This window comes from Ruixingdingia sedimenti, from assembly GCF_031432425.1.
Classification (GTDB): Bacteria; Pseudomonadota; Alphaproteobacteria; order Rhodobacterales; family Rhodobacteraceae; genus Ruixingdingia; species Ruixingdingia sedimenti.
Genome location: NZ_JAVKPH010000004.1, coordinates 237863 through 245134 on the forward strand (window position 1 = coordinate 237863; position 7272 = coordinate 245134).

Annotated in this window: 5 protein-coding genes; all 5 read left to right on the plus strand. The window is 61.1% G+C overall.

Translation table 11 applies throughout. From position 1 onward, the window contains the following. Positions 1–8: 8 nt before the first annotated feature. The 5 genes from RGD00_RS05905 (at position 9) to RGD00_RS05925 (ending at position 7224) form a co-directional block, all read left to right on the plus strand. Positions 9–2291: an adenosylcobalamin-dependent ribonucleoside-diphosphate reductase gene (locus RGD00_RS05905; protein ID WP_310456369.1), complete on the plus strand. Its 2283-nt coding sequence runs from the start codon at positions 9–11 to the stop codon at positions 2289–2291. A 248-nt stretch (positions 2292–2539) separates the two neighbouring features. Then, entirely contained in the window at positions 2540–2851 is a 312-nt protein-coding gene (locus tag RGD00_RS05910) for a DUF4258 domain-containing protein (protein WP_310456370.1), read from the plus strand. A gap of 16 nt (positions 2852–2867) precedes the next feature. Next, complete coding sequence (locus RGD00_RS05915; RefSeq protein ID WP_310456371.1) at positions 2868–4583, plus strand: type I restriction-modification system subunit M/S; 1716 nt, start codon at positions 2868–2870, stop codon at positions 4581–4583. 38 nt (positions 4584–4621) lie between these two features. After that, positions 4622–6142, plus strand: a complete 1521-nt coding sequence (locus RGD00_RS05920) for a type I restriction-modification system subunit M (RefSeq protein WP_310456372.1) — start codon at positions 4622–4624, stop codon at positions 6140–6142. Between the two features lie 68 nt (positions 6143–6210). Beyond that, on the plus strand, positions 6211–7224 hold the full coding sequence (locus RGD00_RS05925; protein ID WP_310456373.1) for a restriction endonuclease subunit S: 1014 nt from the start codon (positions 6211–6213) through the stop codon (positions 7222–7224). Positions 7225–7272: the final 48 nt, after the last annotated feature.

Below are 7272 nucleotides of genomic sequence, written 5' to 3' on the forward strand. Positions count from 1 at the left end.
CGAGAGACATGAGCCGTTTCGCCGCCCCGATCGCCGAACAGATCTGGGATATGAAGTACCGCCTGAAGGATGCCGATGGCGGCCCGGTCGACGGCACGGTCGAGGATACCTGGCGCCGCATCGCCCGCGCGCTCGCCGCGGTCGAGGCCGATCCGGCGGCGTGGGAGGACCGCTTCTACCACGCGCTGGAGGATTTCCGTTACCTTCCCGCCGGGCGCATCATCGCGGGCGCGGGTACGGGGCGCACGGTGACGCTGTTCAACTGTTTCGTCATGGGCACGATCCCCGACAGCATGGCGGGCATCTTCGAGATGCTGAAGGAAGCCGCGCTGACCATGCAGCAGGGCGGCGGCATCGGCTACGACTTTTCCACCATCCGCCCGCGCGGGGCAGAGGTGAAGGGGGTGGCGGCAGATGCCTCCGGCCCGCTGTCGTTCATGGATGTCTGGGACGCGATGTGCCGCACGATCATGTCGGCGGGCAGCCGCCGCGGCGCGATGATGGCCACCATGCGCTGCGACCACCCCGATATCGAGGCCTTCATCGCCGCCAAGCAGGATCCGGCCCGGCTGCGGATGTTCAACCTGTCGGTGCTGGTCACGGATGCCTTCATGGCGGCGGTCAAGGCGGACGGGCCGTGGGAACTGGTGTTCGACGGGCGGGTCTACAAGACCGTCGCGGCGCGCGACCTGTGGAACCGGATCATGCGGTCCACCTACGACTATGCCGAACCGGGCGTCATCTTCATCGACCGCATCAACGCCGCCAACAACCTGAACTATGTGGAAACCATCGCCGCCACCAATCCCTGCGGCGAACAGCCCCTGCCGCCCTATGGGGCCTGCCTTCTGGGCTCGGTCAACCTCGCGCGGCTGGTGCGCGACCCGTTCACGCCTGCCGCCACGCTCGACCCGGCGGCGCTGGACGATCTGGTGCGCGTGGCGGTGCGGATGATGGACAATGTGGTGGACGCCAGCCGCTTCCCCCTGCCGCAGCAGGCCGAAGAGGCGCGCAACAAGCGCCGCATCGGCCTTGGCGTCACGGGGCTGGCCGATGCGCTGCTGATGCTGGGCCTGCGCTATGGCTCCGACGCCGCGGTGGCGCAGACCGAGGCGTGGATGAAGGCGATCGCGCGGGCGGCCTATCTGGCCTCGGTGGATCTGGCGAAGGAAAAGGGCCCCTTCCCGCTGTTCGACGCCGAGGGCTTCCTGTCCTCGGGCAACATGCGCCACATGGATGCGGATGTGCGCGCGGCGATCCGCGCCCATGGCATCCGCAACAGCCACCTGACCAGCGTCGCCCCCACCGGCACGATCAGCCTTTACGCGGGCAACGTGTCGTCGGGGATCGAGCCGGTCTTCGCCTATGCCTATACCCGCAAGGTGCTGCAACCCGACGGATCGCGCACCGAGGAAGAGGTGGTGGACCATGCCGTGCGGCTCTGGCGCGACCTCAAGGGCGATGCGCCCCTGCCGGACTGGTTCGTCGATGCCCAGACCCTCGCGCCGCTCGATCATGTGCGGATGCAGGCGGCGGCGCAGAAATGGGTGGACAGTTCGATTTCCAAGACCATCAACTGCCCGGAGGACATTTCGTTCGAGGCGTTCAAGGACGTGTACATGGCCGCCTGGGATTCGGGCTGCAAGGGCTGCACGACCTACCGGCCGAACGAGGTGACGGGATCGGTGCTGACCGTGGCCGAAAGCGCCGATACCGCCGACAAGGCGCAGCCGGTCGCGCCTGCGCAGACGGGGGGCGAGGTGGTCTATCTGTCCGACCCGCTGGACCGGCCGGCGGCGCTGGAGGGCGCGACCTACAAGCTGAAATGGCCCGACAGCGAACATGCGCTCTACATCACCGTCAACGATATCGTCATCGCCGGGCACCGGCGGCCGTTCGAGGTCTTCATCAACTCCAAGAACATGGAGCATTACGCCTGGACGGTGGCGCTGACGCGGATGATCTCGGCCGTGTTCCGCCGGGGGGGCGACATTTCCTTCGTGGTGGAGGAACTGAAGGCCGTGTTCGACCCGCGCGGGGGGGCGTGGATGGAGGGGCGCTATATCCCCTCGATCCTCGCGGCCATCGGCGGCGTGATCGAGCGCCACCTGATCGCCATCGGCTTCATCGCCGGTGAGGGCCTTGGGCTCAAGGCCGACCCGCAGGCGCAGGTGATGCAGGTGGGCGAACGCCCGCGCGGCCCGGCCTGCCCGTCCTGCGGCAGCCATGCGATGAAGATGATCGAGGGCTGCATGACCTGCGCCGACTGCGGCCATTCGAAATGCGCCTGAAGGGGCGGGGGTAGCCTTCTCGCGGTTCAGATAAATTGTCCATTTTGCCGGGAAACGGCATGAAATGGGCGGAAAACGACCAACGGGCCCTCTTCGGAGGGCCCGCGTTCGTTCAGGAGGTTATGAGGCGCCCGTTCAAGGTCCCGAAGCGAGCTTAACGAGCGGATCGTTTACTGGTTGAATGCAGAAAGTCAGGCTTGATTTTTTATATCAGGTCGCCATATTGGCCTTCAGAGATGGAGGTCGGCATGCACATCACTCACCACATGGACGTTCGGATGAACCAGCGCGGTATCCGCAGGCAACTGGTGGAACTTGCGATCGAGTGCGGAGAGCTTGATGGCGACCGTTACGTTCTTGGCCGCAACCAGATCGACAACGAGCTGGCTGAGCTGAACCGCCGCCGGAAGCTCCTCATGGAGGCCGCCCAGAAGGGAGGTGTCGTGGTTGCACTGGATGGTGATACTGCCATCACGGCATTTCGGGCGGATAGCTACTCCAGAAGCCTCGCGCGGCAAGCGCGTTTCGGTGCGATTGCAATCGATCAAATCAGCAACTGAGCTGAGGAAAAATAGAATGACCGTCTTGGATAGGTTCTTCGCGGACTTTGACAGGTTTCGAGCATACGTTCATCCAAATGAGTATCATCTTTGGGTACTCGCAGAATTGGCGCATCAAAGAACTGGGACAGATCGTGAAGCAATCCCGATATTTTCGCAGCAGCGATTTCGCCCTGGTTTTTCGGAAAGTGTAAAGGAGCTATCCAGGATTGTTGCTCCAATCGTTGAGATGTCCGAGATTCAAATTTTGGAATTATTGGACAAGCTCATTGCCCAAAGTGCATCGAGAGGTTTCGACCTTTGGGTGCGACTCGAATCCGCGCAAAAAATTGCTGAGTTCGCAAAGGGAGCGCGTGATGTGCGCTGCTCCTTTGGTCCGTCGACGCTACCTGCGGTGCTTATTTCGTTGGCGCGCGATGGCAAGAAGGTCCGCTTCGTCTCAAAGCATCAGTTCGAGGCCGAATTGATGAATCTTATGAGTATGGTGTTTGATCTGAATGTCAAAATCATCGAGCAGGATCCGTTCCTGCGAGAAGATGGGCCTCCGGCAGATTTCGAGTTGAGCATGCCTCCGTTCAATATGCTTTACCAAGACCTGCATGATGTTCCGCAACAGATCCTGCGACGGCTTGGGTTGGACAAGGCCAAGGCCCGTGTCACAGCCGAAGTCCTGGCACTCGAAGACGCACTTGAGAACAAGGCTCGTCGCCAAGCTGTGCTGGTAGCGCCCGGAACGCTTTTCCGAAACGTAGGGGTGGAGAAGACGGCTCGAGGAGACCTGCTCTTCTCCGGTCGACTTCGTTCTGTTCTGCGAATTCCCAGTGGCATGGCCTTCGAAGGAACATCGATCACGTCCAATCTACTGATCCTGGACGACCAACACGGAGGAACCGCCTCCCTGTCACCAATCAGGTTCGTTGATCTGCAAGATCCTCACTTTTCGAACGCCCGGGAGCGCGGGCGGTATGAAGTGCGTCCGGAGGCGTCGTGGGTTGAAGCTGTCGATGCAGCAACTGTCGCGGGCGAAGCCTGGGCTCGCGATGTCTCCATTTCTGAGATCGAAGAACGAGGCGGCGTGCTTACTCCCGACCGTTTCTTCGCAGCCGACACGGAAGATGAGGTCTCGAAGCTCTGTGCGGGAATGGAGACATTCGCTTTGTCCGACCTTGCGGAGATCATTCGTCCGGCGCCGCTTCTCAAGGACGAAGATGGGGAGTTCGTTGCACGCGAGGCGGCGGCTGCCGAGATCGATGAGAGTGGTTTCGTGGTGCAGCCCTCGAGAGCTTCGAAGCTTGGGCAAGGAGGGCTTTCCAAGGCGGTAGACCAGCGCCTTGCACCAGGCGACGTGGTCCTCGCCGTAAAAGGAACGATCGGGGCCGTCGGACTGGTTCCGGAGGATGCGCCAGCCGCGGCTTCCGGAGAGATCTGGGTGCCCGGTCAATCTCTGGTTGCTCTTCGACTCCGGAAAGGCGTCCAATTGAAGCCTGTGACCCTTTTCGAGTTCCTGTCCAGCGACGTGATGAGGGACTACATCAAATCTCTGGCGACCGGAACCGCAGTTCAGACTCTGTCAATCAAGGACGTGAAGGCGTTGAAGATTCCCGTTCCCTCACTGTCGGATCAATCGCAGGTCGAGGAAGCGTTCTGGGCACGGCAAAATCTCTATGCGCAGATTAGAGCTTTGCGCGAAGCTGTGGAAAACGCACGAAATGCGTGGCCTCATCGGATTTGATCGTCCATAATGCAATTCACGATTGAAGGGAGCTCATTGTGAGCATCGAGAAGACACTATTTGCAGCCGCCGATAAAATGCGCGGCGCCATGGACCCGGGCGAATACAAGCATGTGGCCTTGGGCCTGCTTTTCCTGCGCTATGTCTCGGCTGCTTTCGAGGCAAAGCGGATCGAATTCACTAAGAACGATCTGATCGACCTTGAGGACCCCGAAGAATACCAAGCTGAAAGCGTGTTCTGGGTGCCGGAGAAGGCGCGCTGGAACGGCCTTGCCGCCAACGCCAAGGCGCACGACATCGGCGTTCAGATCGACGACGCGATGCGCGAGATCGAGAAGGCCAACCCGACGCTGCAGGACGCCCTGCCCAAGGTCTACGGCCGCGCCAATCTTGACCGGTCGATCGTGTCCGGGCTGATCGAGCTCTTTACCAACTTCGAGATGAAGGGCACCAGCGCCGACTTCGACCTGATCGGCCGCATCTACGAATACTTCATCGGTGAGTTCGCCTCATCCGAGGGCAAGCGCGGCGGCGAGTTCTACACCCCGAAATCGGTCGTCTCGATCCTGGTCGAGATGCTGGAGCCGACCACCGGCCGCGTCTACGACCCGTGCTGCGGCACCGGCGGATTCTTCGTCCAGTCCGAGAAGTTCATCGAGGCGCATCAGGGCCGGGTCGGCGACATTGCCGTCTATGGGCAGGAACGCAACCACACCACCTTCCGCCTGGCGCGCATGAACCTGGCGATCCGCGGCATCCTGGGCGAGATCCGCTGGAACCAGGAAGGCACGCTGAAACGCGACGCCTTTCCGGACGAGCGGTTCGACTTCATCCTTGCCAACCCGCCGTTCAATATCTCGGATTGGGACGGCGACCAGCTGCGCGAGGACCAGCGGTGGAAGTTCGGCGCACCCCCGGTCGGGAACGCCAACTTCGCCTGGATGTCCCACATCCACCACCACCTATCGGCGAACGGGATCGCCGGGGTGGTCATGGCGAACGGGTCCATGTCATCGATGCAGTCCGGTGAGGGCGATATCCGCAAGGCGATGGTCCAGCGCGGCGCCGTGGATGCCATGGTGGCGCTGCCGGGGCAGCTATTCTTCGGCACAGGCATTCCAGCCTGCCTGTGGATCCTGGCGAAGGACAAGTCGAATGGTCAGGCGGCCGGGCGCAAGCTACGGGATCGCCGGCATGAGGTGCTGTTTATCGACGCGCGCAAGATGGGCGCGCTGATCCCGGGCAGCCGCAAGCAGAAGCAGCTTTCCGGTGACGAGATCGCAAAGATCGCGCGTGCCTATCACGCCTGGCGGGGCGAACTGGGCGAGGATGCTTATAAGGACGAGCCGGGGTTCTGCAAGTCGGCCAGCTTGGCTGATATTGAGCAGCACAACTTCGTCCTGACCCCCGGCCGCTATGTCGGCGCGGGCGCAGCCGAGGAGGACGACGAGCCTTTCGAGGAGAAGTTCGAGCGCCTGATGGCAACACTCAGGGAACAGTTCGCCGAGGGGCGGCGGTTGGAGGCCGAGATCGAGGCGCGGCTGGGGGTGTTGGGATGAACGGTTGGTCTGAAGTTCCGTTGGAGGAAGCTCTGGACGCTCTAATTGACTATCGGGGAAAGTCTCCGATGAAGTCCGAAGCCGGAATCCCAGTGATCTCTGCAAAGGTCGTCAAGGATGGTCGAATTATCGGTCCAATTGAGCAGATGATTGCACCGGACTACTATCACGAGTGGATGCGTCGGGGGCTTCCAAGCATTGGTGACGTGGTGATGACGACCGAAGGCCCGTTGGGGGAAGTGGCTCGCCTGAATGCAACGACCGCAAAGTATGCTTTGGGCCAGAGGGTCGTGACCCTGAGAGGGAAGCGAGATCTATTGGACAATGGTTTTCTCAAGTATCTCTTGTTGTCCGCTCCCATCCAAGAGCGCCTCCATGCGCGCGCAACGGGAAGTACAGTTGCGGGAATTAGTCAAAAATCTCTGCGTGAAATGCTGATTCCCTTGGCGCCGATTGACGAGCAACGCGAAATCGCGGCGATTCTTGGGGCGCTGGATGACAAGATCGAGGTGAACCGCAAGACGGCGGTGACGCTGGAGGAGATGGCGCGGGCGCTCTATCGGTCTTGGTTCGTAGATTTCGACCCGGTCTGGGCCAAGCTCGAAGGCCGTGCTCCCGCCCATATGGACCCCGCCACCGCCGCCCTCTTCCCCAACAGTTTCGGAGACGACGGGCTGCCGGAGGGTTGGATCTCGGGTGTCTTGGGCGACTTGGCGAGAAACTCACGACAAGGAGCTGACCCAAGGCTCATTGCCGCCGACACACCGTACATCGGACTGGAGCACATTCCGCGCCGGTCCATCGCCATCAGCGATTGGGGAGTCGCTGATGACGTCGGGAGCACAAAGTCTGTGATGCAGACAGGTCAGTTTCTTTTCGGCAAGCTTCGTCCCTATTTCCACAAGGTCGGACTTGTTCCCATCAATGGAATTTGCTCGACAGATATTCTTGTCATTGAGGCCAAGAGCGACATCTGGCGTGAGTTTGTCCTGTCGGTGATCTCCTCGGTAGACTTGGTCGAGCATGTGAATGCCGCATCGACTGGAACGCGAATGAACCGCGCCGGGTTTGCCGGAGGCTGATTTCGGTTAGTTACGCGGCCATGGCGTCAGTTTCCAGAGCGGCGTAGA

Bases quoted from the DNA above. Each gene is read 5' to 3' on its own strand.
- RGD00_RS05910 (WP_310456370.1), top strand. From the start codon at position 2,540: ATGCACATCACTCACCACATGGACGTTCGGATGAACCAGCGCGGTATC.
- RGD00_RS05925 (WP_310456373.1), top strand. From the start codon at position 6,211: ATGAAGTCCGAAGCCGGAATCCCAGTGATCTCTGCAAAGGTCGTCAAG.
- RGD00_RS05905 (WP_310456369.1), top strand. From the start codon at position 9: ATGAGCCGTTTCGCCGCCCCGATCGCCGAACAGATCTGGGATATGAAG.
- RGD00_RS05915 (WP_310456371.1), top strand. From the start codon at position 2,868: ATGACCGTCTTGGATAGGTTCTTCGCGGACTTTGACAGGTTTCGAGCA.